This is a genomic window from Nocardia exalbida NBRC 100660 (assembly GCF_000308575.1).
GTDB lineage: Bacteria > Actinomycetota > Actinomycetes > Mycobacteriales > Mycobacteriaceae > Nocardia > Nocardia exalbida.
The window spans coordinates 16,429-39,552 of record NZ_BAFZ01000008.1 but is presented as its reverse complement, the minus strand read 5'-3'; the positions used below and the strand labels follow the sequence as shown (position 1 = coordinate 39,552).

The window sequence follows — 23,124 nt, the reverse complement described above, 5'->3', positions numbered from 1 at the left end:
TTTCGTCAGACGGTGCCGGCGCCGAACAGCTTCGGCAGCGTGCCCTCGTGCGCGGTCCGCAACTCGTCCATGGGGATCGAGAATCGGCCCTGCACCTCGAGCGAATCCGAGCCCTGATCGACCACACCGATACGCACCCACGGCAGTTCGCGCGCGGTGCACATCCGGGTGAACCTGGTCTCCTCCGAGCGCGGCACGGCGACCAGCACGCGCCCCGCCGACTCGGAGAACAGCGTGACGAACGGATCCTCGCCCTCGGGAAGCAGGATGCGGCAACCGGTTTCACCGGCGAGCACGGCTTCGACGACGGCCTGGGCGAGACCGCCCTCGGAGAGGTCGTGCGCGGCGCTGATCATGCCGTCGCGCGAACCGGCGGTCAGCACCTCCGCGAGCAGCTGCTCGCGAGCGAAGTCGACCTTCGGTGGCACGCCGCCCAGATGATCGTGCTCCACCTGGGACCAGATCGACCCGCCGAACTCGTCGCGGGTCTCGCCGAGCAGGATCAGCGTCTCGCCCGGCTCCAGCCCGAGGCCGGTCGGGATGCGGCGGTGCACGTCGTCGATCACGCCGAGCACGCCGACCACCGGGGTCGGCAGGATCGCGGTCTGGCCGGTCTGGTTGTAGAAGCTGACGTTGCCGCCGGTGACCGGGATGCCGAGCGCCACGCAGCCGTCCGCCAAGCCGCGCACGGCCTGCTGGAACTGCCACATCACGCCGGGGTCCTCCGGCGAACCGAAGTTCAGGCAGTTGGTGACGGCCTTCGGCGTCGCGCCGGTGGTGGCCACGTTGCGGTAGGCCTCGGCCAGCGCCAGCTGCGCACCGGCGTAGGGGTCCAGCTTGGTGTAGCGGCCGGAGGCGTCGGTGGCCAGCGCGATACCGCGGCCGGTCTGCTCGTCGATCCGGATGACGCCCGCGTCGGCCTGGTCGGCGAGCACGGTGTTGCCGCGCACGTAGCGGTCGTATTGCTCGGTGATCCACTTGCGGCTGCACAGCTGCGGGCTGGAGATCATCCGCAGCAGCGTGGCGCGCAATTCGTCGGCGGTCTCCGGCCGGGCGAGCCGGTCCGGGGTGTCGGCGATCAGCGCGTCCTGCTCGTCGGGCCGCGCGAGCGGGCGCTCGTAGACCGGGCCCTCGTGCGCGACGGTGCGCGGCGGCACGTCCACCACGGTGTCGCCGTGCCAGGTGACCACCAGCCGGTCACCCTCGGTGACCTCGCCGATCACCGTGGCCAGCACGTCCCACTTGCGGCACACGGCCATGAACGCGTCCACGTTCTCCGGGGTGACGACCGCGCACATGCGCTCCTGCGACTCGCTGGAGAGCACCTCGGCGGGCGTCATGCCGGTCGCGCGCAGCGGCACCTTGTCCAGCTCGATGTGCATGCCGCCGTCACCGGCCGCCGCGAGCTCGGAAGTGGCGCAGGACAATCCGGCGCCGCCGAGGTCCTGGATGCCGACCACCAGCTTCGCCGCGTACAGCTCGAGACAGCACTCGATGAGCACCTTCTCGGTGAACGGGTCGCCGACCTGCACCGAGGGCAGCTTCTTGCGGCCGGAGCCGGACTCGTCACCGGAGAAGGTGTCCGAGGCCAGCACCGAGACGCCGCCGATGCCGTCCAGGCCGGTGCGCGCGCCGAACAGCACGATCTTGTTGCCCGCGCCGGAAGCGAAGGCCAGGTGCAGGTCCTCGACCCGCATCACGCCGGCGCACAGCGCGTTCACCAGCGGGTTGCCCTGGTAGGAGGCATCGAACACGGTCTCGCCGCCGACGTTCGGCAGGCCGAGCGAGTTGCCGTACCCGCCGACACCGCGCACCACGCCGTCCACCACGCGGCGGGTGTCGGCCGCGTCCGCGGCGCCGAAGCGCAGTTGGTCCATCACCGCGATCGGGCGCGCGCCCATCGCCATGATGTCGCGCACGATGCCGCCGACGCCGGTGGCCGCACCCTGGTACGGCTCGACGTAGGACGGGTGGTTGTGACTTTCCACCTTGAAGGTGACCGCCCAGCCGTCGCCGACGTCGACGACGCCCGCGTTCTCACCGATGCCCGCGAGCATGGACTCGCGCATCTCGTCGGTGGTGGTCTGGCCGAAGTAGCGCAGATGCACCTTCGAGGACTTGTAGGAGCAGTGTTCGCTCCACATCACCGAGTACATCGCCAGTTCGGCGTCCGTCGGCCTGCGGCCGAGGATCTCCTTGATCCGGGCGTACTCGTCGTCTTTGAGCCCGAGTTCTTTGTAGGGTTGCGGCACGTCGGGGTTTGCTGCGGCTGCGCTGACGGTGTCGACCTGCGGAGTCACGGAGTACCAGGGTCCTTTCGGCCGGGCATTGTGAAGCGACGAGCGTTGTCACTGGGGGGCGGCGAGATGCCTGGGTGTAAGTCTAGAGGCAGTGGGTACCGGCCATACGCACCGGCTAGTCTGAGCCGGTGAACGAAGGATCGGGGGTCGCGAATCCGGGTGAGCGATCGATCGCCTCGGACGCCGCGTCGGCCCGGAGCGGGGATTCGGGAGCCGCGCCCGGTGACGCGTCGCCGAACCCCGGGACACCGCAAGTGCGCTGGCTGATTGCTGCTGCCGCGTTGTTCGCGGTGTCGGTGCTCGTCTCGCTGCTGGCGCACTGGTGGCACGGTTACATCGACCTGCAGGTCTATCGCAACGGCGCCCGGGTCTGGTTGGACGGCGGCGATCTGTACGGCCCGATGCCACCGGTCGAGGGGATCGGGCTGCCGTTCACCTATCCGCCCTTGGCCGCGTTGTTCTTCGCTCCGCTGGCGCTGCTGCCGCTGGTGATCGCCGAGGTGGTGGTGGTCGTCACCTCCGTAGCCGCCCTGGCCATCTCGCTGTGGCTGGTGCTGGCTCGGTTGCGTCCCGGCCTGTCCCGTCCGGCCGTGCTCACCCTGGTCGTCGGCGCGGTCGCGGTGGCGCAGTTCTTCGAACCGGTCCGCCAGACCTTCGGCTTCGGCCAGATCAACCTGGTGCTGATGGCCGCGATCACCCTGGACTGCCTGGCGCGCAAGCCGTTCTGGCCGCGCGGCATGCTGATCGGCATCGCGGTGTCGGTGAAACTGATACCGGCCGGATACCTGCTGTACTTCGTGCTGCGCAAGGACTGGAAGGCCGCCGGCACGCTGGTGGTGTCCGCGATCGCGGCGGTCGGTCTCGGATTCCTGCTGTTTCCCGATGATTCCGTGGACTACTGGTTCCACACCCTCGCCGACACCGGCCGGATCGGACCGCCCTACTTCGCGGGTAACCAGTCCATCAAGGGCATGGCCTTCCGGTTGGGCATCGATGACACGGCGGCCACTCTGCTGTGGATCACGCTGTCGGTGCTGGCGGTGGCGCTGGCCGCGGTGTGGATGCGCAGGCTGATCGAGGCGGGCGCGACCGCGGCGGCGCTGCTGGTGAACGCCGCGGCGGTGCTGCTGGTCTCGCCGGTGTCCTGGTCGCATCACTGGGTGTGGATCGCGCCCGCGCTGGTGCTCACCGCCGACCTCATGGTGCGCGGCACGCGCAGCCCGCGGGTGATCGGCGTGGTCGCCGCGGGCGCCGTGCTGTTCCTGATCGGCCCGCACTGGCTGCTGCCGCACTCGCGCGACCGCGAGCTGGAGTGGGCCTGGTGGCAGCAGATCATCGGAAGCAGTTACGTGCTGGCCACGTTCGCGGCGTTCCTCGTCGCGGTGTTCACCTACCGCCCGATGGCCTCCGGCGTGAGGAAGGCGGCCAGCGCCGCGGCGTAGGCCGGGACGTCGAACACGCCCATCAACTCGCGCGCGGAGTGCATCGCCAGCTGCGGCGCGCCCACGTCGACGGTCGGCATGCCGGTGCGCGCCGCGGTCATCGGTCCGATGGTGGAGCCGCAGGGCAGGTCGGCGCGATGCACATAGCGCTGCAACGGGACCGCGGCCTGCGCGCAGGCCAGCGCGAACGCTCCCGCGCCGGTGGCGTCGGTGGCGTAGCGCAGGTTCTGGTTGACCTTCAGCACCGGGCCGCCGTTGACCTCGATGCGGTGCGCGGGCTCGTGGCGCTCCGGATAGTTCGGGTGGGTCGCGTGCGCCATGTCGCCGGACGCGCACACCGAACCGGCCAGCGCGGCAAGGTAATCGGCGCGGCCGCCGCCGCGCGCGAGCACGATGCGTTCCAGCACCGTGGGCAGCAGATCCGACTGCGCGCCGCGGTCGGACTGGCTGCCGACCTCCTCGTGGTCGAACATGGCCAGAACCGGGATGGCCGCCCCCGGCGCGTCGATCGCGGCGAGGAACGCTTGCAGGCCCGCGAAGCAGGTGCCCTGGTTGTCCAGGCGGGGCGCGCTGACCAAGTCCTGATCCCGCCCGATCAGCCTGCTCGGCGTCAGGTCGTGGGTCATCAACTCCCAGCCGAGCACGTCCTCGGGATCGACCGCCACCCGATCGGCGACGAAATCGATGAACGACGCCGCCTCGTACCCCGCGCCCCATACCGCGTTGACGTGCCGCTGCGGGTCCAGCGTGACGCCCCTGCGGTCCTCGGACAGGTGGATGGCCAGCTGCGGCACCCGCAGGATCGGCTCATCGATGCGAACCAGGCGCTCGCCCACCGTGTTTCCGTCGCGCACGCTCAACCGCCCGGAGACGCCGAGCTCGCGATCCAGCCACGAGTTCAGCCACGCGCCGCCGTACGGTTCCAGCCCCACGAGCTGCCAGCCCGCCGAGGTCAGGTCGGGATGCTGCTTGACGCGCAGGTTCGGACTGTCGGTGTGCGCCCCGACCACACGGAACGGGGTCGCGCCCGCCGTGTCCCCTGCGGCCCAGGCCACCAGCGACCCGCCGCGCACCACGTAGTGCCTGCCCGTGCCGTCCGAAGGCCAGGTCTGCGGCTCGGCGAGCCGGGTGAATCCGCGCGCGTCCAATTCCGCGGCGACCGTGCGGCAGACGTGGAACGGCGACGGAGACGCATCGATGAACGCGCACAGCCCAGCGGCCGTGGCTGCGGTGGTGGAGACGGGCATGCCTGCGATCCTAGGCAAGCGGGCCGTGACCGGTGTGTCCCGGTCGACCGGCGGGTGTGGCGAATACCCGGTCGAAAACGCCGTGGCCGATGCGGTAATCGCGAGAAATCGAGCCGTTGAATCACTACTCGGCACGAGTCGATTCGCCCCGGAACACAAGGGCGAGAATGGTCCGGCGTCCGATCACGAATCGGACGTTCGCGGCATTCATCGGATGAATGCCGGTACTTCGGAGTATTACTCCGAGGCGATGGAAACCAGGTCGAGCAATCGCATGAGTTCGGTATATCGGCGCGCGCCGATGCGCCCGCGCAACTCTTGTTCGGCACGCGCCTCCTCCGCGCGCACCTCGGCGACCAGGTCGGCGCCGAGCCTGCTGAGGCCGATGAGGATGCGGCGGCGATCGTCCTGCGCGGCGAGCCGGAAGATCAGGCCGCGCTCGGCCAGATAGTCGGCGTGCCTGGTGGCCGAGGACGGCGCCAGCTGCGATCTGGCCGCCAGTTCGGTCATGGTGATCCCCGCGTCGCCGCACAGATTCGACAGCATCGACCACTGATCCGGCGAGAGCTGCCTGGCGCACAACGCCACGTCCAGATGCCGTACCCAACCGCGCTCCGCGGCACGCAGCGCGCCATGTAGCGTCGAATTTCCGCTCACAATGGACGTCATTATTTCCCGCCTGCCGTGAATTTCGCTCGAACGAGAAGAAGAGTACCGAATGTCGACGTCGTTCGAGAGCCCTGCGGGGACGATCGAGGTCCTCGACATAGTTCCGCGACGGGGACCGGGCGCGGCCGATGAAATCAACCGGAGTGCGGGAATTCTGGGGCGCGGAATTCATACTACGAATATCGACGAGGGCGGACGGAGGTCTCCGCGCTGCTGTCCACCAGCATGATGGACGCCGTCACCGGACGCCGACCACGGCTTCTTCGTGGCGTCCAGCTTCTTCCTGGACGACCGCACACCCGACGGGTGGGACCGGATGACCCGCTATCGCGCCCGGTACGGCGCGTTCACCCCCGCGTTCACCAGCTTCGGCAAGTCACAGCCGTCCACACAACGGGCGCGACGGGGCGGGCGGCCGGATCGCTGGAAGGGCCCGAGATACGCGACTCCTTCTACCAGGGCCCGCTACTCGAAACCTTTTGCGGCGTAAGGGGTTTCCGAGGCGACCCGACAATCCAGCGCGGACATATCGCCCGCGCGGATCGGGTCGGCTTCGAGATCGTCGACCGGACCAGCGGAAGACGAATGCGAACGCTGGAGGACTACACCCCTACCAGCGAGTCCAGTACCGAGAGGAACAGGCCGAGACCGTCGTCACTGGGACCGGTCAGCGGCTCGGTGGCGTGTTCGGGGTGCGGCATCAAACCGACGACGCGACCGTTCGCCGAGGCGATGCCCGCGATGCCGCGCTGTGAGCCGTTCGGGTTGCCGCTCGCGTAGCGGAAGACCACCCGGCCCTCGCCCTCGAGCTGGTCCAGCACCGCTTCCGAGGCCTGGTAGCGCCCTTCACCGGACTTGAGCGGGACGAGGATCTGAGCGCCCGGCTCGAAGCGGGAGGTCCACGCCGTCGACACCGACTCCACGGTCAGCCACTCGTCGCGGCAGATGAAGTGCAGCCCTTCGTTGCGGGTCAGCGCGCCGGGCAGCAACCCGGCCTCGCACAGCACCTGGAAGCCGTTGCAGATACCCAGCACCGGCAGTCCGGCGCCCGCGGCACGCACGACCTCACCCATGACGGGCGCGAACCGGGCGATGGCGCCCGCGCGCAGGTAGTCGCCGTAGGAGAAGCCGCCGGGCACGATCACCGCGTCGACGCTCTTGAGGTCGGCGTCGGCATGCCACAGGCTGACCGCCTCGGCGCCGGCCAGGCGCACCGCCCGTGCCGCGTCCACGTCGTCGAGCGTGCCGGGAAAGGTGATCACCCCGATGCGCGCGCTCATGAGAGGCGAACCACCTTCCACTCCTCGATCACGGTGTTGCACAACAGCGATTCGGCGATCTGCTCGAGCGCCGCGTCGTCGATGCTGTCATCGACGTCGAGTTCGAATCGCTTGCCCTGGCGCACGTCCGAGATGCCCTCGAATCCCAGGCGCGGGAGTGCGCCGACGATGGCCTGCCCCTGCGGATCCAGGATCTCGGCCTTCGGCATCACCTCGACCACGACTCGTGCCACGCGTTGCTCCTCATGTGGTTGGGGGGTTACCTCAGCAGCGTAGTTGTGCTGGTCGAGCACGGCATCCGCGGGGTGCGCCGAGACACCCGCGATGTCGTGGAGAACACACCCGGCGTGGCTAGCATGGCGGCATGCGCATAGCCCACTTCGGTCACTCCTGTCTCCTCGTCGAGCTGCACGGCAAGAAGATCCTGTTCGACCCGGGCACGTTCTCACACGGCTTCGAGGGCCTCACCGGCCTGGACGCGATCGCGGTCACCCACCAGCATCCCGACCACATCGACCCGAACCGGATCGAGGCACTGGTCGAGGCGAACCCCGGCGCGCGGTTGCTGTCGGATCCGCAGACCGCTCAGCAGCGCGGCGAGCGGTGGGAGGCGGTACACGCGGGCAACGTGCTCACCCTCGGCGATCTCCGGATCACCGGTGGCGGGGGCAGGCACGCCGTGATCCATCCGGAGATCCCCGTCATCGACAACACCGTCTTCCAACTGGGCACCGCCGACGACCCGGCGCAGCTCGTGCACCCCGGCGACTCGCTGTGGGTGCCGCCGGTCCCGGTCGGCGTGCTGGCCGCGCCTGCCGCGGCGCCGTGGATGCGGGTCAGCGAAGCGGTCGACTACCTGCGCGCGGTCGCTCCGCGCGTCGCGCTGCCCATCCACTACGGCATCATCCGCGAGGAGGCGCAGGGCATCTACTTCGGCAGGCTGTCCGAAATGGCTCCCGCCGGAACCGAATTCCGGGTGCTCGGCCCAGAGAAGGACACCGACCTGTAGCGCTATCCGGCGTAGGTGGCCAGGAAGATCGCCTCGGCCAGGGCCATGTGCTCGATCTCCTTCGGATCCACGCTCTCGTTGGGCGCGTGGATCAGGGCTTTCGGTTCCTCGACCCCCAGCAGCATGATCTCCGCGTCCGGGTAGGTGGTGGCGAAGACGTTGCACAGCGGGATCGAGCCGCCCTGCCCCTGGGTGGTCGCCGGGCGACCATAGGACGCGGCGAGCGCCGCTTCCATCGCGGCGCGCGCCGGCCCGCCGGTCGAAGACCGGAACGGCGCTCCGGCGCCTTCCAGCTCGACGGTCAGCCTGGCGCGCCACGGCGTGTGCGCCTCGAGGTGCGCGACGAGCGCCCGGTGCGCCTGATCCGGGTCGGTGCCCGGCGGAATGCGCAGGTTCAGCCGGGCTCGCGCGATCGCGGGGATGGCGGCGGCGGAGCCGACCACCGGAGGCGCGTCGATGCCGAGCACCGTCAGCGCCGGCCGCGCCCAGAGCAGGTCGGCGACGGTGCCGTCGCCGACGAGTTCCACATCGCGCAAGACGCGCGCGTCGGCGTGGAACTGCTCGCTCGGATACTGGACGCCCGGCCAGACCTGATCGTTCGGCAACCCGTCGATGGTGGTGTTGCCCCGCTCGTCGCGCAGCGAGGCAAGGAGGTGGATCAGCGCGGCGAGCGCGTCGGGAGCCGGGCCGCCGAACATGCCGGAATGCAAGGGCCCGGCGAGGGTTTCGACCGTGACCACCACGTTCACTCCGCCGCGCAGCGTCTGCGTCAGGGTCGGCACGCCCGCGGCGAAGTTACCGCAGTCGCCGACGACGATCGCGTCCGCGCGCAGTAGTTCCGGCTCGGCCTCGACGAACCGTTCCAGCCCCCCGGTGCCCTGTTCCTCGGAGCCTTCCGCCACCACGATGACCCCCACCGGCAGATCCGCCCCGAGCGCGCGCAGAGCCGTCAGGTGCATGACGATGTTGCCCTTGCAGTCGGCGCTGCCGCGCCCGTACCAGCGCCCGGCGCGCTCGGTCAGCTCCCACGGCGGGGTGCGCCACGCGGCCTCGTCCATCGGGGGCTGGACGTCGTAGTGACAGTAGAGCAACACCGTCGGCGCACCCTCAGGAGCGGGCCGTGAGGCGACCACCGCCTTGGTGCCGTCCGGCGTTTCGTGCAGGCCGACCGTGGTGAGCCCCGCCGCGGCGAACGCGTCGGCCACCCACTGCGCCGCCGCGTCGCACTCCTCGGCAGGGAACTGCCGGGGATCGGCTACCGACTTGAACGAAACGAGCTGAGCCAGATCGGTTTTCGCCTGCTTCATCAACTCCGCCACCGCGCTGCGCAGCGCCGCGACACGCACATCGTCTGTCATTCCCCAACCCTATCCCCGGCCTTGCGGGTGAAGTTCGCACAGCGGGGCGGGTGTCCGCGCGCGAGATGTCTCCGGAGAGAAGGCGAAGTACGTCCGCGGGACGGGCGCGGTGTGTCAAGGTGAGCGAGGGAAGATGTCAGCTATCGCAGGGCATCCTCCGCGAGAGATGAGGCACACCCGCACCCTGTCGACCGGGAGGCCCGCATGTCCGAAGCAGCCGATGATCTGTTCGCCCTGCCGGGGCTCAGCCGGTCCGCGCCGCGAACCGGATTTCCCCCGCACGAGATGTTCCCGCAGGTCGCCTACGAGATCGTGCACGACGAACTGATGCTCGACGGCGTCTCGAGGATGAACTTGGCCACCTTCTGCACCACCTGGGTGGAGGACCAGGCGCGCAGGCTGATGTCCGAATGCCTGGACAAGAACATCGTCGACAAGGACGAATACCCGCAGACGGCCGAGTTGGAGCGCCGGGCTGTGCGAATGGTCGCCGATCTGTGGCACGCGCCCGACCCGGCCGGCACGCACGGCACCTCGACCATCGGCTCCAGCGAGGCGGCCATGCTCGGCGGGCTCGCGGCGAAGTTCCGCTGGCGCAAGGGTGGTGGCACCGGCACACCCAACTTCGTCTGTGGCCCCGTGCAGGTGTGCTGGGAGAAGTTCGCGCGGTACTTCGACGTCGAGATCCGGCAGATCCCGCTGCGCGGCGATCGGCTCACCATGCATCCCGACGACCTCGCCGAGTACTGCGACGCGAACACCATGATGGTCGTCCCGACCTTCGGGCAGACCTACACCGGCCTGTTCGAAGACGTCGCCGGGACGAGCGCGGCGCTCGACGCGCTCGAGCGCGAGAAGGGCTGGGACATCCCCATCCACGTCGACGCGGCCAGTGGCGGTTTCCTCGCCCCCTTCGCCGCACCGGATCTGGTCTGGGATTTCCGGCTGCCCAGGGTGAAGTCGATCAACGCCTCCGGCCACAAGACCGGGCTGGCCCCGCTCGGCGCGGGCTGGGCGCTCTGGCGCGAAGCCGGTGACCTGCCGGAGGAGTTGATCTTCGATGTCGACTATCTCGGCGGCAGCATGGCCACCTTCAACCTGAACTTCTCCCGGCCCGGCGGGCAGGCGATCACGCAGTACTACCAGTTCATCCGCTTGGGACGGTCCGGCTACGCCAGGGTGCAGTCCGCGATCTACCGGGTGGCGCAGCACTTGGCCGCGGGAGTGCGCGGCCTCGGGGTCTTCGAGCTGATCCACGACGGCGACCCGCAGCGCGGCATCACCGCGGTGTGCTGGCGCCTGACCGGCGATCCCGGCTTCAACCTCTACGACTTGTCCGACCGGCTGCGCTCCAGAGGCTGGCTGATCGCGGCCTATCCGCTACCCGCGGACCGGAACGACGAGACGGTGATGCGCGCTGTGCTGCGCCACGGCTTCACCGTCGACATGGCCGACATGCTGATCGCCGATCTCGGGCGCTGCATGCGACAGCTGCGGCGGCGGCCGTTCTCGACCTCGCTGACACGTGAGGACGCCGGCGGCTTCACACACGACGCGACCGCTGCCGTCGCGGAGACGACGATCGCTCCGTCCTGATCGTGACAGCGCCGCCGCCCGGCTACGCCATTCGCGGGCGGCGGCGCCGATCGGTCGCGCGACAGCGGTCCCGACCGGCCGCGGGCGACGGGGCCGACCCGCCGCCGCCCGCGGCGTCAGTCATGCGGCTCGGACCGCCGGGAAAGGCTCCCACCGGTAGGTCGTTGCCGCCGCACCGTGGAACAGCGCCAGGTCGACGGCGTCGAGCACGGCTTGGCGGGGGCCGGAACGCGTCAGCTGCGCGGCGGATACGGCCAGTCGCAGCACGCCGCCGCGACGGGCGGTGCGCGCGGCGCCCATGACCAGGGCCCGGCACCACCAGGGTTCGGCGCGGAAGCCATCGCCGATGCCGTACACCCTGGACTTCTGCGCCATATTGCGCTCCAGGTCGATGATCGAGGTCAACCCGAGCGCCAGCCGGAAACCGGCCTCGGGCAGCGCGTCCAGCGCGCCCGTCGAGGCATCCCAGCGCGGGGCCGCGAACAGCCGGGTACGCAAGTCGGCCTGCTCCAGCACGCGATCCGCGGCGGTCAACCGCAATCGCGCCTCGTGCCGGGGCAGCGCGGCGAACTCGGCGCGCCGCCGCTTGGTGGCCGCCTGGTCGTAGCCGTGCAGCACGATGGCGTCGCCGCGGGCCCGGCGGACGCGCAGCCAGGCCTGCGTCGCCGGGTCGTCGAGCAACCGGTATTTGCCCTTCAGCCGCGGAGCCACCAGCAGCGAGAGCGGCACGCCGCGCCGATCCATCTCCTCGGCGAACCCCATCGCCGTGTCCCGGGTGGTGTCCCTGATCCCGGAAACCGATACGACCAGCTCAGCGTTCATGAACCCACGGTGCCAGCCGCACGTGTCCGCGACGTGCAGGCTATATGACCAGGTGGCGAACACTCCGTCACGCCTGCGTCGGCCGCTCACCCCGCGGTCGGCGCGCCGCTTTCACCGGCGCGCCCGGCGATCGGGCGGTGCGCTACGCGTCGGCGAGACCGACCGTGTCGAGCAGCCAGGCGTGTTCGAAGGCCACTTCCCGCCACTTCTCGTAGCGCCCGCTGACGCCGCCGTGGCCCGCGCTCATCTCCGTCTTCAGCAGTAGCGGCGCGTCGCCGGTGGCGGTGGCGCGCAGCTTGGCGATCCACTTCGCGGGCTCCACGTAGAGCACCCGGGTGTCGTTCAGGCTGGTGATCGCCAGGATCGCCGGATAGTCCTTGGCCTCGACGTTCTCATACGGCGAGTAGGACTTCATGTACTCGTAGACGTCCTTGTCGGCCAGCGGGTTGCCCCACTCGTCCCACTCGATCACGGTGAGCGGCAGCGACGGGTCGAGGATGGAGGTGAGCGGATCGACGAACGGCACGTTCGCCAGGATGCCCGCGAAAAGCTCGGGGGCCAGATTCGCCACCGCGCCGACCAGCAGGCCGCCCGCGCTGCCGCCGTCGGCGACCATCCGGTCCGGCGCGGTGACGCCCGCGTCGACGAGATGCCGGGCGCAGGCCACGAAGTCGGTGAAGGTGTTCTTCTTGGTGAGCGTCTTGCCGTGCTCGTACCAGAGCCTGCCCATCTCGCCGCCGCCGCGCACGTGCGCGACCGCGAAGACCATGCCGCGATCCAGCAGCGACAGGCGGGCGACCGAGAACGACGGGTCGATGCTCGCCTCGTAGGAGCCGTAGCCGTAGAGCAGCAACGGTTCGGGCTCGTCGGCCGCGGAGGTCTTCTTCCGCACCAGCGAGATCGGAATCCGGGTGCCGTCCTCGGCGACCGCCCACCGCCGGTGCTGTTCGTAGTCGTTCGCGTCGTAGCCGCCGAGCACGGGCTGTTCCTTGCGCAACAGCAGCTCGCCGGTGGCCGGGACGTAGTCGAACACCTGCATCGGCGTGATGAACGAGGTCAGTCCGATACGCAGGGTCGGCTGGGCCCACTCCGGGTTGGCGCCGACGCCGACCGCGAAGAGTTCCAGATCGAAGTCGAGTTCGCGCCGCTCGCCGTAGCCCTCGGCGGTCAGCGGCCACACCGCGATCCGGGTGAGCGCCTCGCGCCGGTAGCTGAGCACCAGGTGGTCGCGGAACGCGTCGATGTCCTCGAGCCGCACGTCCTCGCGATGCCCGATCAGTGGCGTCAGGTTCGACGGGTCGTCGACCGGCGCCTCGGCCAGCACGAAATTCTCCGCCTTGACGCCGTCCACCACATCGTTGTGCAGGATCAGGAAGCGGTCTTCGCCGCCGATCACCGCGTGCTCGGCGGAGTACTCCACACCCTCGCGGCGCGGCAGCAGCACGCGGAACTCACCCTCGGGATCGTCGGACTCCAGCACCCAGCCCTCGCTGGTGATCTTGGAACCGACCCAGATCATCAGGTACTTCTCCGAGCGGCTGGCGCCGATGCTCACCCAGTAGCGCTCGTCGGGCTCGTGGAACACCTTGACGTCCGGATCGGTGCTGCCGAGCCGGTGCCGCCACACCGTGTCGGGCCGCCAGGACTCGTCGACGGTCTGATAGAAGACGTGGCTGCCGTCCAGCGACCAGGTCGCGCCCGGCGCGGTGCCCGCGATCTCGTCGCCGAGCAGCTCGCCGGTGCGCAGATCCTTGAAGCGCAGCACGTACCGCTCGTCACCGACGTTGTCCACCGAGTAGGCGAGCAGCGTGCCGTCATGGCTGATCGAGAACGCGCCGAGGGCGAAGAAGTCGTACCCTTCGGCCAGCTCGTTGCTGTCGAGCAGCACCTCTTCGCCCGGGACCTCGGTCTCCGCGCTCAGCTGGGGCGGGGTCCACTCGTCGATGCCTCGAGCGCCCGCGGCGATCGGGCACCGGCAGTGCACGCCGTACTGCTTGCCCTCGAAGCTGCGCGAGTAGTACCAGTAGTCGCCCAGCCGGGTCGGCACCGAGAGGTCGGTCTCCTGGGTGCGCGCCTTGATCTCGTCGAAGATCGTCTCGCGCAACGTGCTCAGGTGCTCGGTCTGCGCCTCGGTGTAGGCGTTCTCCGCCTCCAGATAGGCGATGACGTCGGGATTCTCCTTGTCCCGCAGCCACTCGTACTCGTCGACGAACACGTCGCCGTGGTGCACCCGCCGGGTGGGCACCGTCTCGGCGACCGGCGGCGCCACCGCGCCGCTACCGGGTTCGGAGATCGTTCCGCTGTCGAGAGCCATGGCGTCCACCCTACTGTCCGGATGCCTCGCCACCCGCCGCACGGATGATGCCGTCGAGCACGTCACTCGTCCGGCGCAGATCGCGCATCGCCTGATCGATTCTGGCGCGTTCCTCGGTGAGCTTCTCCACCAGGAACGGCGTCGCCGTGGCATTGGGTGTGCCGTCGACGTCGTGGATACACGGCAGCAGTTCGCCGATGGTGTCGCTGTGCAGGCCCGCGGCGAACATCTCCTGGATGCGCCGCACCCGGTCGACCGCCGACTCCGGATACTCCCGCTGCCCACCGGAGGTCCTGTGCGAGGCCAGCAGACCTCTGGTCTCGTAGTACCGCAGCGACCGGACGCTCACGCCGGTCCGCTCGGCCAGTTCACCGATCCGCACTTTCGCTCCTTGACCTAACATCAATGTCAGGTTTTACGGTACAGCCATGCTGCTGTTGACCGAATACCGCAACCATCCGCTCGACCTGCCCAACCGGATCGTCATGTCGCCGATGACCCGGCTGCGCTCGCTGCCCGACGGCTCGCCGACCAGCGACGTCGCCGACTACTACGCCCAGCGCGCGACGGCCGGGCTCATCGTCACCGAGGGCATCTGGCCGCATTCGACCGGCCAGAGCGAAGCCTGGGTGCCCGGCTTGCAGACCCCCGCGCACGTCGCGGCGTGGCGCCGGGTCACCGAGGCGGTGCACACGCGCGGCGGCCGGATCTTCGCGCAACTGATGCACGGGGGACGCAAGGGCCACCCGCTCGCCCGGATCGATGGGTCCTGGCCCGCCGGACCGTCGGCGGTGCTGGACGACGACCGGGTGCACCTGATCGACGGCGGCAAGGCCGATCCGATCACGCCGGCCGCCCTCGATCGCGCCGGTATCGCGGCCGCCGTGGAGCACTACGCCGCCGCCGCGCGCAACGCGATGGACGCGGGCTTCGACGGCGTCGAGATCCACGGCGCGAACAGCTATTTGTTGCACCAGTTCCTGGCCGACAACACCAACCTGCGCGACGACGAATACGGCGGTTCCATCGTCAACCGCATGCGGCTGCCCCTCGCGGTGGTGGACGCGGTGACCGGGGCGATCGGCGCGGAACGCACCGCCATCCGGCTCTCGCCGGGTAATCCGCAGTTCAACATGTCCGAGGCCGACCCGGGTCCGCTCTACCGCGCACTCGTCGCCGAACTCGACCGGCGCGGCTTGGCCTACCTGCACCTCACCGACGACGACCGCTACCCCGCGCTGCGTGACCTGCGGCCGCGCTGGCACGGCACGCTCATCGCGAACATCGGCGAGAACCGCGAGCCGACCACGGCGGCGGGCGCCGAACAGGTGCTGCGCGCAGGCCTCGCCGACTTGGTCTCGTTCGGCCGATCGTTCATCTCCAATCCCGATCTCGTGCACCGCATCCGCTACGACCTGCCCCTGGCTCCCATTCGCGAGGAATTCCTCTACGGCCGCACCGCCGAGGGCTACAGCGACTATCCGAACTGGACGGCAGCCGAATTGGTGCGCGACTGACCCGTCCCGCCGGAAGGGCGGAGGCCGAGTCGGCGGACTCAGTTCCCCAGCGCACCCCGGATCGAGGCGGCGAGATAATCCAGATCCTCCCGCCGCGGACTGGTCGGGCGGCCACGCAACCCGAACCCGTCCCCCGGGGTGCGCGGGATGACGTGCAGATGCACATGGAAGACCTCCTGCCCCGCCGTCACCCCGTCCGCCAGAAAGAAATTGACCCCGTCGCACCCCACCTCACTTGCCCGCATCGCCGCCGCGAGCCGCTGCCCCACCTGGAACAACTTTCCCCCGACCACCGGATCGAGCTCCGCCAGACTGCGCGCAGCCACCTTCGGCACCACCAGCAGATGCCCCGGCGTCATCGGTCGAATGTCCATGAACGCCACCACATCGTCGTCCTCGTAGACCTTGCTCGACGGCGCCCGCCCGGCAACGATATCGGCGAAAATCGTGTAGGGATTCACGACCCGCAGCCTATGCGGTCATCGGTTGTGTTCGTACTACGCAATCGCATAGCTCGAACACAACAGGTGCGGGGACGGTGGGCAGTCGGGTTTCGCGCTATCCGGAGTAGTTGTCGACCTCGACGCTTCGTCGCGAAAGGCGTTCCCGCTACAGGATCGGCGACGGCGAATACCGCGCCGCGTCCGGGTAGCGGTCGACCAGTTTCTGCACTTGCCCGACGACGTCGGCGACCTGCGCTTCGGCCGCGCCGACGAAGGCGGACTTGTCGGCCAGCGCCGCGTCGAGGGCGGGGCGATCGAGGGGGAAACGCGGGTCGGCGGCGAGGCGGTCCAGCAGGTCGGGTTCGCGGCCCTGCTCGCGCATGGCCAGGGCGACCGCTACGGCGTGCTCCTTGATGACCTCATGCGCGGTTTCGCGACCGACACCGGCCCGGACGGCGGCCATGAGCATGCGGGTGGTGGCCAGGAAGGGGAGGTAACGGTCCAGTTCGCGGGCGACCACCGCGGGGTAGGCGCCGAACTCGGCCAGCACGGTGAGGAAGGTTTCCATCATGCCGTCGATGGCGAAGAACGCGTCCGGCAGTGCGACGCGGCGGACCACCGAGCAGAACACGTCGCCCTCGTTCCACTGCGCGCCAGCCAGCTCGGCCGCCATCGAGGCGTAACCGCGCAGCACCACCTGCAAGCCGTTGACGCGTTCGCAGGAGCGGGTGTTCATCTTGTGCGGCATCGCCGAGCTGCCCACCTGGCCGGGCTGGAAACCCTCGGTGACCAGCTCGTGCCCGGCCATCAGCCGGATGGTGTGCGCGAACGAGGACGGGCCCGCGCCCACCTGCACCAGCGCGGAGAGCACGTCGTGATCCAGCGACCGCGGGTAGACCTGGCCGACGCTGGTGAACACGGTCGCGAAACCCAGGTGCCGGGCCACCTGCTGCTCCAGCCGGGCCAGCTTGGCCGGGTCGCCGCCGAGCAGGTCGAGCATGTCCTGCGCGGTGCCCATCGGGCCCTTGATCCCGCGCAGCGGGTAACGATCGATCAGCTCGCGCAGCCTGGTCAGCGCGATCAGCAATTCGTCGGCGGCGGAGGCGAACCGCTTGCCCAGCGTGGTGGCCTGCGCGGCGACGTTGTGCGAACGGCCCGCCATCACCAGCGCCTGGTATTCGGCGGCGCGCTCGGCCAGTCGCGCGGCGATCGCGACGCCGTGGGCGTGCACGTGCTCGAGCGAGAGCCGGATCTGCAACTGCTCCACGTTCTCGGTGAGGTCGCGGCTGGTCATGCCCTTGTGCACGTGCTCGTGCCCGGCCAGCGCGTTGAATTCCTCGATGCGCGCCTTCACGTCGTGCCGGGTGACCCGCTCCCGTTCGGCGATGGAGGCGAGGTCGACCTCGTCGAGCACCCGCTCGTAGTCCGCGATGACCCCGTCGTGCACGTCGACGCCCAGCTCCGCCTGTGCCCGCAGCACCTCCAGCCACAGCCGCCGCTCGAGGACGATCTTGTGCTCCGGCGACCACAGGTGCACCAGCTCTGGGCTGGCGTAACGGGTGGCGAGGACATTGGGGACGATGCTCACGTCCGGTCAGTCTAGTGCGCGGTAACGATCCACTTGCTGGGGCGTGGCGCGCACGGGGCCGTCCGCGCTCGCGTAGGCCGCCGGTTCGGGGGTGGCCGCCCGCGCGGGAGGCGCGACGATGTCGATGACTTCCAGCAGGGCGCCGCGGGCCATCCGCCGCGGTTCGGGGTCGATCTCGGTGAGCGCGGCGACGACCGCGCCGTCCACCACCGCGACCAGCCTGCGCAGTTGTTCCGGCCGCACCATCCGGTCGGAGCGGCGCAGCACGTCGGCCAGCAGCTCGTCCAGCTGAGCGCGCAACCGGAGCTGGACTTCGCGCAGCTCCGGGTGCCGCGCCGAGGCGACCGAACGCTCGTAGCGGGCGATCAGCTGCCCGCGCGCGCCCTCGTCGGGGCCGTCGCTGCCCACCAGCAGGTCGAGCACCAGGTCGACGGTGGCCTCGGCGCCGCGGCGGCGGTGGCTGACCTCGCCGACCCGCCTGCGCATCGCGTCCAGCTCGGCATTGCCGCTGAACTCGACCGCCCTGGCGATGAGGTCGTCCAGGGATTCGAAGTAGTAGGTGGTCGACGCCAGGGGCAGATCAGCGCGCGTCGCAACCGAACGGTGCCGCACCGCCTCGAACCCGCCTTCGAGCAGGAGTTCGGCGGCGGCGGCTATCAAAGCCTGGCGACGCCGTTCGCCTTTCGGGGTCGTCGCGGTGATCACCGTGCCATCGTGCCAGTCGTCATCAGTTCTTCCAGGGGAAATCAGCGAGGAAAAGCAACCAAGGTTGTTTTACCGCATCCGCGCGGCCAGGGTGCCGAACTGCGGAAAGTTCTTGCCGGGCAGGGCATCACCCACCTAGATAGTGCCCTAGACGCAGCAGCGCCGCCTCGATGTCGGCGGTGGCTCCGGCGAACGAGAAACGTACCGTGCGGTGTCCGTTCACGGTGTCGAAATCCACCCCCGGCGCGAGCGCGACGCCCGTGTGGTTCAGCACGTCGGCGCACCAGGCGCGGGAGTCGTCGGTGAGGTGACCGATGTCGGCGTAGGCGTAGAAGGCGCCGTCGGCGGGGGCGAGGTCGGTGATGCCCAGTTTCGGCAGCCCGTCCAGCAGCAACCGCCGGTTCACCGCGTACCGCCGGACGTGCCCGTCGAGTTCCTCCTTGGCCTCGGCGCCGAAGGCGTGCAGCGCCGCGTACTGGGAGATGGCGGGCGGGCACACGGTCAGGTTCGAGGCCAGCCGCTGCAAGGCGGGGCGCAGCCCGCTCGGAGCCAGCATCCAGCCCAGCCGCCAGCCGGTCATGGAGAAGTATTTGGACACCGATCCGATCACCACCGCTTCCCGCGAGGTCTCCCAGGCCGACGAGGTCGCGTTGTCGGCGCCCACGCTGTCGTAGGTGATGCCGTGGTAGATCTCGTCGGAGATCAGCAGGGTGCCGTGCTCCTCGCACCAGCGGGCCAGCGCGGCGAGTTCGGCGGGGGCGATCATGGTGCCGGTGGGGTTGGCGGGGCTGGCCACCACGAGACCGGCGGGCGGCTCCGGGAGCGCCTCGAGCATGGCGACGGTGGGCTGGAATCTGGTCTGCGCGCCGCAGTCGAGTTCGAGCACCCGGCAGCCGAGCGCGGCGAGGGTGTTGCGATAGGCCGGATAACCGGGACGCGCGACCACCACGGTGTCGCCCGGGTCGAACGCGGCCAGGAAGATCAGCGAGAACGCGCCGGACGAGCCGGTCGTCACCACCACGTCGTCCGGATCGACCCGGTAACCATAGGTGTCTCGATGGTGTTCGGCGATCGCTTCCCGGATCGCCAGGACGCCGAAAGTCTCGGTGTAACCGAGCAATTCGGACCGAATGGCCAGTTCGGTCGCGCGCAGGACCGGCGCGGGCGCGGGCGTCGACGGCTGCCCGGCGGCGAGCACGAGCACATCACCGTGCGTCCGGGCGCGTTCCGCGGCGGCTTTCCAGACATCCATCACGTAGAAAGGTGGAATGGTCGACCGGCGAGATTCTCTGGACACTCGACAGACGGTAGAGCACCAATTACCGCGCGGCCGCGGTTATGGTCTCCCCTGATGCTCGATAAGTCTCGACGAGGCGGGCTCGACCGAGTGCGCGGAGTGGCCGGTGTCGGCGTCATTCCGCGCGACTGGCGCGCTCGCTCGCCGCGACGATCCGGCAGGCGGCTCATCGGGGGTGGCGGCAAGCTCGATCCCCGCGCCCTGTGGGGCCGCCGTCGCCACCTGCGAGCCTGGTGGGAGCGCAAACCGGACCCGCGCGACCTGTGGCGGCGCAAACCCACCGGCGAGGAGTTGCTCGCACTGGCGCGCAAGCACCAGGTGCTGCTGGCCGGGCTCGTCGCGACCGCGGTTTTCGCCGCGGGCGACACGTCGTTCGCCGGGACGGTCACCGATCGCACTCCCGCGCCGGATCGCGGCCAGCGCGTGGCCGTGGCGTATCCGCCGCAGATGCAGAGCACCCCACCGTCGGTGACGCGGCTGCTGAACGCGATCGCCAATGGTGAGCGGCTGCGCGAACAGGCGGTGGTCGCGGCCGCCGCGCGCGCGACGCTGGAACGCGCGAAGGCCGAGGCGGCCGCCGCGGTCGCCGGTGAGCGTCAGCCGTGGATGACCGCGACCGCACCGGTGCAGCCAGGGGCGATGCCGCCGAGCGGCCGGGGCTTCACGCTGCCCGCGCACGGCGTCTTCACCTCGGGCTTCGGGTCGCGCTGGGGCACCTTCCACGCCGGTATCGACATCGCGGGCCCGATCGGCACGCCGATCTACGCGGTCGCCGACGGCACGGTCATCGACGCGGGACCGGCGCAGGGCTTCGGGCTGTGGGTGCGCATCCGCCACGACGACGGCAGCATCACCGTCTACGGGCACATGTACGACTTCTTCGTCTCGGTCGGCGAGCGGGTGCCCGCGGGGATGCAGATCGCCCGCATGGGCAACCGCGGCGACTCCACCGGCCCGCACCTGCACTTCGAGGTGATCGTCGGCGGGCAGCACGTGGACCCGCAGCAGTGGCTGGCGGTGCGCGGGCTCACGTTCGGCTGAGGAACGCACGTGTCCGGTCAGGGGCATCGGAAACGACTCCGCGCACCCGAGGATCGGCCCGCGGCGAGTCGTGGCCGACGACGGTCGGCCACCGGTTCGGTCATATGGCCGCAGCTGATCGCGCCTCCGCTGTCGGAGTGGCTGCCGACCAAGCGCAGGATCAGCGATCCGACCGTCAGTGCGTAGTCCGCCGAGCCGCGGGTTCAGACCTCGATGCGACCTTCGACGGCGGCCAAACCGATGTCCGTGCGGTAGTGACTGCCCGGCAGTTTGATCGCGGCGATGCGGTCGTAGGCGCGGGTGCGGGCCTCGGCGAGGTCGGCGCCGACACCCACCACGGACAGCACCCGTCCGCCCGCGGAGATCAGAGCGCCGTCCTCGCGCTGTGTAGTGCCCGCGTGCAGCACCGTCGCGTTCTCGTCGAGCGCGCCCTCGCCCGCCCCCGAGATCGCGTCGCCGAGGCGCGGGTGGCCCGGGTAGTTCTCCGCGGCGAGCACCACGGTGATCGCCGAGCCGTCGCGCCAGCGCGGCGGGGCGACCTGCGCCAGCGTGCCGGTGGCGGTGGCGTACAGCAGCTCGCCGAGCGGGCTGTCCAGCAGCGCGAGCACCGCCTGCGTCTCGGGATCGCCGAAGCGGCAGTTGAATTCGACCACGGCGGGACCGGCCGCGCCGATCGCCAGCCCCGCGTAGAGCAGGCCGGAGAACCCGCTGCCACGCCGCACCAATTCGGCCGCAACGGGTTTCACCACGTCCTCGACGATGGCGGTGACGGCCGATTCGGGCAGCCAGGGCAGCGGCGTGTAAGCGCCCATGCCGCCGGTGTTGGGCCCGGTGTCACCGTCACCGACGCGCTTGTGGTCCTGCGCGGGCAGCAGCGGGACCACCGTCTCGCCGTCGACCAGGCAGAACAGCGAGACTTCCGGCCCGTCCAGGAACGATTCCAGCAGCACCGGGTGGCCCTGCTCGAGCAGTTCGGCGCCGTGCTCGCGCGCGGCGGAGCGGTCGGCGGTCACCACCACGCCCTTGCCCGCGGCGAGTCCGTCATCCTTCACCACCCAGGTGGGACCGAAACGGTCGAGCGCGTCGTCCAGCTCGGCCGGGTTGTCCACCACCTCGCTGTGCGCGGTGCGCACGCGCGCCGCGGACATCACATCCTTGGCGAATGCCTTGGAACCCTCGATCCGCGCGGCCGCGGCCGACGGGCCGAAGCACGGGATACCGGCGACTCGCAGCGCGTCGGCGACGCCGAGCACCAGCGGGACCTCGGGACCGATCACCACCAGGTCGGCGTCCACTTCGGTGGCCAGCGCGACGACGTCCTCCGCGGCGCAGGGGTCGACCGGGCGGACCTGCGCGTGCTGGGCGATGCCCGCGTTGCCGGGGGCGGCGAAGAGCGCGGTCACCGCGGGGTCCCGGCGCAGGGCCAGGACGAGGGCATGTTCACGGGCTCCGGAACCGATGACGAGTACACGCACGGCAGACAGCCTAAACGAGCCGTTCGCCGTCTTCGCCGCTGCCGGTGCGCGCGAAGGGGATGATGAATAGGGACAACGGATGTGGGGCCTGACCGCTCCTGCCACCGGAGCACCCGAAGGAAGTGCTGAGAATGGGTCTGATCGACGGACTGATGGGCAACGCCGGCCGGATCGATCCCGCGCAGGCGCAACAGGAGTACGGCAAGCTCCTCGGCAGCGGTGAACAGGTCTATGCCGCCTACCTGCTGGTTCGGGACGCGATGCTGTTCACGAACCGCCGCCTGATCCTCATCGACAAGCAGGGCGTCACCGGCCGCAAGGTGAGCTACCACAGCGTGCCGTATCGCGCGATCACCCATTTCTCGGTGGAGACCGCTGGCACCTTCGATCTGGACGCCGAGCTGGCCATCTGGATCGCGGGCACCGCCGAACCGCTGCTGAAGCGGTTCAACCGGCAGGTGGACATCTACGAGGTGCAGGGCATCCTGTCGCACTTCGTCGCGGTGTAGCGCGGGACCGGAGCACCGCCCGGTCTACGCTGCGGGACATGGCTTCTGTCTTCAGCGCGATCATCGCCGGTCAGCTCCCGGGCCGTTTCGTCTGGGAGGACGACGAGTTCGTCGGCTTCCTCACCATCGCCCCGGTCACTCCTGGTCACACCCTGGTGGTGCCTCGCAAAGAGATCGACCAGTGGCAGGACGTCGACGCCGACACCTTCGCCCGGATCACCGCCGTCGCCCAGAAGATCGGCCAGGCCGTGCGTGCGGCCTGGGAGGCCCCGCGCGCCGGTCTGCTGATCGCGGGCTTGGAGGTGCCGCACCTGCACGTCCATGTGTTCCCCGCCTTCTCGATGGGCAACTTCGACATCTCCGGCGCCGACCCGAATCCGAGTCCCGAGTCCCTGGACGAGGCCCAGGCCAAGATCAAGCAGGCGCTGCGCGACCTCGGCCACGGCGCCAACGTCCCCGACTGAATCGCGTTCGGAGAGGTCCGGCCGCGGCTCGCGGTCGGACCTTCCGCT

The 23,124-nt window shown here is 69.8% G+C and carries 21 protein-coding genes; 7 read left to right on the top strand and 14 right to left on the bottom strand.

Annotated features, from left to right (window positions below; genetic code table 11):
• Positions 1 to 5 precede the first annotated feature (5 nt).
• The gene (purL, locus tag ON29_RS03760; RefSeq protein WP_040864725.1) at positions 6 to 2,300 is read right to left on the bottom strand and encodes a phosphoribosylformylglycinamidine synthase subunit PurL; all 2,295 of its coding nucleotides are present in this window, start codon (positions 2,298 to 2,300) and stop codon (positions 6 to 8) included.
• A gap of 128 nt (positions 2,301 to 2,428) precedes the next feature.
• Between purL and ON29_RS03755 the strand changes: the two genes are divergently transcribed.
• On the top strand, positions 2,429 to 3,742 hold the full coding sequence (locus ON29_RS03755; RefSeq protein WP_083863219.1) for a glycosyltransferase 87 family protein: 1,314 nt from the start codon (positions 2,429 to 2,431) through the stop codon (positions 3,740 to 3,742).
• Here ON29_RS03755 and ON29_RS03750 read toward each other — a convergent pair.
• The 4 genes from ON29_RS03750 to purS all read right to left on the bottom strand — a co-directional run bounded on the left by ON29_RS03750 (position 3,691) and on the right by purS (position 7,171).
• A complete protein-coding gene (locus ON29_RS03750) occupies positions 3,691 to 4,989 on the bottom strand; it encodes a M18 family aminopeptidase (protein ID WP_040864724.1) in 1,299 nt (432 codons plus the stop codon). The two genes, ON29_RS03755 and ON29_RS03750, sit on opposite strands and share 52 nt — an antisense overlap.
• A gap of 237 nt (positions 4,990 to 5,226) precedes the next feature.
• On the bottom strand, positions 5,227 to 5,658 hold the full coding sequence (locus ON29_RS03745) for a MarR family winged helix-turn-helix transcriptional regulator (RefSeq protein ID WP_040864723.1): 432 nt from the start codon (positions 5,656 to 5,658) through the stop codon (positions 5,227 to 5,229).
• 602 nt (positions 5,659 to 6,260) lie between these two features.
• Entirely contained in the window at positions 6,261 to 6,938 is a 678-nt protein-coding gene (purQ, locus tag ON29_RS03740; RefSeq protein ID WP_040864722.1) for a phosphoribosylformylglycinamidine synthase subunit PurQ, read from the bottom strand.
• The gene (purS, locus tag ON29_RS03735; protein WP_040864762.1) at positions 6,935 to 7,171 is read right to left on the bottom strand and encodes a phosphoribosylformylglycinamidine synthase subunit PurS; all 237 of its coding nucleotides are present in this window, start codon (positions 7,169 to 7,171) and stop codon (positions 6,935 to 6,937) included. The genes purQ and purS overlap by 4 nt, the downstream gene beginning before the upstream one ends.
• A 131-nt stretch (positions 7,172 to 7,302) precedes the next feature.
• Here purS and ON29_RS03730 point away from each other — a divergent pair, with 131 nt between their 5' ends.
• Positions 7,303 to 7,947: an MBL fold metallo-hydrolase gene (locus tag ON29_RS03730; protein ID WP_040864721.1), complete on the top strand. Its 645-nt coding sequence runs from the start codon at positions 7,303 to 7,305 to the stop codon at positions 7,945 to 7,947.
• A gap of 2 nt (positions 7,948 to 7,949) precedes the next feature.
• Here ON29_RS03730 and ON29_RS03725 read toward each other — a convergent pair whose 3' ends face one another.
• Entirely contained in the window at positions 7,950 to 9,305 is a 1,356-nt protein-coding gene (locus ON29_RS03725; RefSeq protein ID WP_040864720.1) for a dipeptidase, read from the bottom strand.
• A gap of 204 nt (positions 9,306 to 9,509) precedes the next feature.
• Here ON29_RS03725 and gad point away from each other — a divergent pair, with 204 nt between their 5' ends.
• Positions 9,510 to 10,901: a glutamate decarboxylase gene (gene gad / locus ON29_RS03720; RefSeq protein ID WP_040864719.1), complete on the top strand. Its 1,392-nt coding sequence runs from the start codon at positions 9,510 to 9,512 to the stop codon at positions 10,899 to 10,901.
• A 120-nt stretch (positions 10,902 to 11,021) separates the two neighbouring features.
• On the opposite strand, the gene ON29_RS03715 is transcribed toward gad, so the two are convergent.
• The 3 genes from ON29_RS03715 to ON29_RS03705 form a co-directional block, all read right to left on the bottom strand.
• Positions 11,022 to 11,723, bottom strand: coding sequence for a DUF2334 domain-containing protein (locus tag ON29_RS03715; protein ID WP_040864761.1), 702 nt, complete (start codon positions 11,721 to 11,723; stop codon positions 11,022 to 11,024).
• A 142-nt stretch (positions 11,724 to 11,865) separates the two neighbouring features.
• On the bottom strand, positions 11,866 to 14,037 hold the full coding sequence (locus ON29_RS03710; RefSeq protein WP_051174841.1) for a S9 family peptidase: 2,172 nt from the start codon (positions 14,035 to 14,037) through the stop codon (positions 11,866 to 11,868).
• Between the two features lie 10 nt (positions 14,038 to 14,047).
• The gene (locus ON29_RS03705; RefSeq protein ID WP_040864718.1) at positions 14,048 to 14,419 is read right to left on the bottom strand and encodes a MerR family transcriptional regulator; all 372 of its coding nucleotides are present in this window, start codon (positions 14,417 to 14,419) and stop codon (positions 14,048 to 14,050) included.
• Between the two features lie 46 nt (positions 14,420 to 14,465).
• On the opposite strand from ON29_RS03705, the gene ON29_RS03700 reads away from it, so the two are divergent.
• Complete coding sequence (locus ON29_RS03700; RefSeq protein WP_040864717.1) at positions 14,466 to 15,554, top strand: alkene reductase; 1,089 nt, start codon at positions 14,466 to 14,468, stop codon at positions 15,552 to 15,554.
• A 38-nt stretch (positions 15,555 to 15,592) separates the two neighbouring features.
• On the opposite strand, the gene ON29_RS03695 is transcribed toward ON29_RS03700, so the two are convergent.
• From ON29_RS03695 to ON29_RS03680, 4 genes are all read right to left on the bottom strand, one after another.
• A complete protein-coding gene (locus ON29_RS03695; protein WP_040864716.1) occupies positions 15,593 to 16,015 on the bottom strand; it encodes an HIT family protein in 423 nt (140 codons plus the stop codon).
• Between the two features lie 148 nt (positions 16,016 to 16,163).
• Positions 16,164 to 17,585: an adenylosuccinate lyase gene (purB, locus tag ON29_RS03690; RefSeq protein ID WP_040864715.1), complete on the bottom strand. Its 1,422-nt coding sequence runs from the start codon at positions 17,583 to 17,585 to the stop codon at positions 16,164 to 16,166.
• 6 nt (positions 17,586 to 17,591) lie between these two features.
• Positions 17,592 to 18,290, bottom strand: a complete 699-nt coding sequence (locus tag ON29_RS03685; protein ID WP_245548814.1) for a TetR/AcrR family transcriptional regulator — start codon at positions 18,288 to 18,290, stop codon at positions 17,592 to 17,594.
• A gap of 127 nt (positions 18,291 to 18,417) precedes the next feature.
• Positions 18,418 to 19,587 (bottom strand): pyridoxal phosphate-dependent aminotransferase, encoded by a 1,170-nt coding sequence (locus tag ON29_RS03680; RefSeq protein ID WP_085994824.1) that lies wholly within the window; start codon positions 19,585 to 19,587, stop codon positions 18,418 to 18,420.
• A gap of 54 nt (positions 19,588 to 19,641) precedes the next feature.
• On the opposite strand from ON29_RS03680, the gene ON29_RS03675 reads away from it, so the two are divergent.
• A complete protein-coding gene (locus ON29_RS03675) occupies positions 19,642 to 20,628 on the top strand; it encodes a M23 family metallopeptidase (RefSeq protein ID WP_040864713.1) in 987 nt (328 codons plus the stop codon).
• Positions 20,629 to 20,831: 203 nt separating this feature from the next.
• Here the strand turns inward: ON29_RS03675 and purD are convergent, their stop codons facing one another.
• Positions 20,832 to 22,103, bottom strand: coding sequence for a phosphoribosylamine--glycine ligase (gene purD / locus ON29_RS03670; protein WP_040864712.1), 1,272 nt, complete (start codon positions 22,101 to 22,103; stop codon positions 20,832 to 20,834).
• Positions 22,104 to 22,234: 131 nt separating this feature from the next.
• On the opposite strand from purD, the gene ON29_RS03665 reads away from it, so the two are divergent.
• Positions 22,235 to 22,612, top strand: coding sequence for a PH domain-containing protein (locus ON29_RS03665; protein WP_040864711.1), 378 nt, complete (start codon positions 22,235 to 22,237; stop codon positions 22,610 to 22,612).
• Between the two features lie 38 nt (positions 22,613 to 22,650).
• Positions 22,651 to 23,076 carry an HIT family protein gene (locus ON29_RS03660; RefSeq protein WP_040864710.1) on the top strand — a complete coding sequence of 142 codons (426 nt, stop codon included), beginning with the start codon at positions 22,651 to 22,653 and terminating at the stop codon, positions 23,074 to 23,076.
• Positions 23,077 to 23,124 lie beyond the last annotated feature (48 nt).